The organism is Mesorhizobium sp. M7A.F.Ca.CA.001.10.2.1 (genome assembly GCF_003998575.1).
Lineage (GTDB): Bacteria > Pseudomonadota > Alphaproteobacteria > Rhizobiales > Rhizobiaceae > Mesorhizobium.
Map to the genome: position 1 here is coordinate 1 of NZ_RZQY01000921.1, position 1,784 is coordinate 1,784.

Annotated in this window: 1 protein-coding gene; it reads right to left on the bottom strand. The window is 62.0% G+C overall.

Annotation, left to right across the window (positions count from 1 at the left end; translation table 11 throughout):
• Nucleotides 1–1,784: TonB-dependent siderophore receptor (locus EN964_RS33485; RefSeq protein WP_164776306.1), on the bottom strand; the 1,784-nt coding region annotated here is incomplete at both ends.

Genomic DNA, 1,784 nt, shown 5'->3' on the forward strand with positions numbered 1-1,784 from the left:
GCCTGGTGTTCCGGCACCCTGGCCGGGCGGTTACCGACGACGGCGGCGGCATCGCTGGTTATCTCCGCGTCGAGATAGGTGTAGGCCGCCGTCATGCTGAGGCCGGAAGCCAGATCTGCGTTGGCCTCGATCTCCAGGCCGCGATGGCGGACTTCTCCGGTCTGGACCTGGTAGACGGGATTGGCTGCTGCCGTCGGCACATTGGTCTTGCGCAGGTCGAACAGCGAAGCGGTGATGAAGCCGGGGAAGAAGGTCGGCTCGTATTTCAAGCCGACTTCATACTGCTTGCCCAACGACGGCAGCAGCGCGTCTCCGGACTGGGTCGGGCCGATATTGGTGGTGAAGGATTCGGCATAGCTGGCGTAGGGCGTCAGGCCGTTGTCGAAGAGATAGCCGATGCCGATATTGCCGGTGAAGGCATGGTCCTTCTGATCGTAGCTGCCTGCACCGTCGAGTCGGTTGAAATTGGTGTGGTCGATCCAGGCCTGCCGGCCGCCGATTGTCAGGACCCAGTGGTCGGCGATCTTGGACTGGTTTTGTGCATAGAGGCCGACCTGGCCGATCGTCTCCACGCGATCCGTAATGATGAGGCTCGGCGGCGTGACAGGGATCGAGTAGTCCGGGTTCTGGGTGTCCAGCGGCGGACCCGCCCCGTAGCCGTTGCGCCCGTCGACCGATTGTCTGCTGTAATCCAGACCGAACAGCAGCTTGTTTTCGACCACGCCGAAGTCAGCCTTGTACTCGGCCTGGTTGTCGACGTTGAACAGCCTTGCCGTCTCATCCACGGTGAACAGCGTGCGCTGCACCGTATGTTCGTCTGCGCCGATGTATGGGCCGCCAAGCCACTCGCCAAAATAGAGCTGCCGGTAGTCGGTTTCCTGCTGCGAGTAGCGCAGGTTTTGCCGCACCGTCCAATGGTCGTCGAACTCATGGCTGAACTGGTAGCCGATCGAACCATGGTTGGCATCGAAGCGGTCGAAGTCAGGCGAGCCGGTGAAGAAATTGCGCGGCAGATTGCCATACTGCGCCGGCAGAAACTGATTCGTCGTCAGCCTGTCCCACTGGTAGTTGGCCAGGACGGTCAGCGAGGTCTGCGCATCCGGCTGCCACTTGAGCGCCGGCGCGACGAAGATGCGGTCGTTGCGGGAATAGTCGGTTTCGAGCGCGCCGTTGCGAACCAGGCCGGTCAGCCGGTAGGACCACACGCCGGCATCGTCGATCGGGCCGCCTATATCCAGCCCGGCCTCGACGGTGTTGAAGCTGCCATAGCTGAGGAAGCCGTCATAGATCGGCTTGTCAGTCGGCCGCTTGGTGACGGCATTGACCATGCCGCCAGCCTCGTTCTCGCCGTAGAGCACCGAGGATGGCCCCTTCAAGACTTCGATTCGCTCCAGCCCGTAGGGCTCGATCTTGAAGCCTGAGAAATCGATCACTTTCTGCGGCAGCCCGTCGCGATAGATCGCCGACGTGCAGAGGTCGAACCCACGAATCAGGCATTGGTCGAAGCGATCGTCGACGCCCCATGGCGAGATGGTGACGCCGGCGAGATAGGACAAGGCGTCCTCAAGCTGCCCCGGCTGGCGATCGTCGAGCTGCTTGCGGGTCACCACCGAAATCGAGCGCGGAATTTCCTTCAGCGGCGTGTCGGTTTTCGAGCCGGTGGTGGTGTTTTTGGCGATGTAGCCGTCATCCGGTCCGACCGGGCTGTCGCTCTGTCCCTCGACATTGATCGGGTTGAGCTCGGTCGCGGCTTCCTGCGCAAGGACCTGGGTGCAAAACAGGGT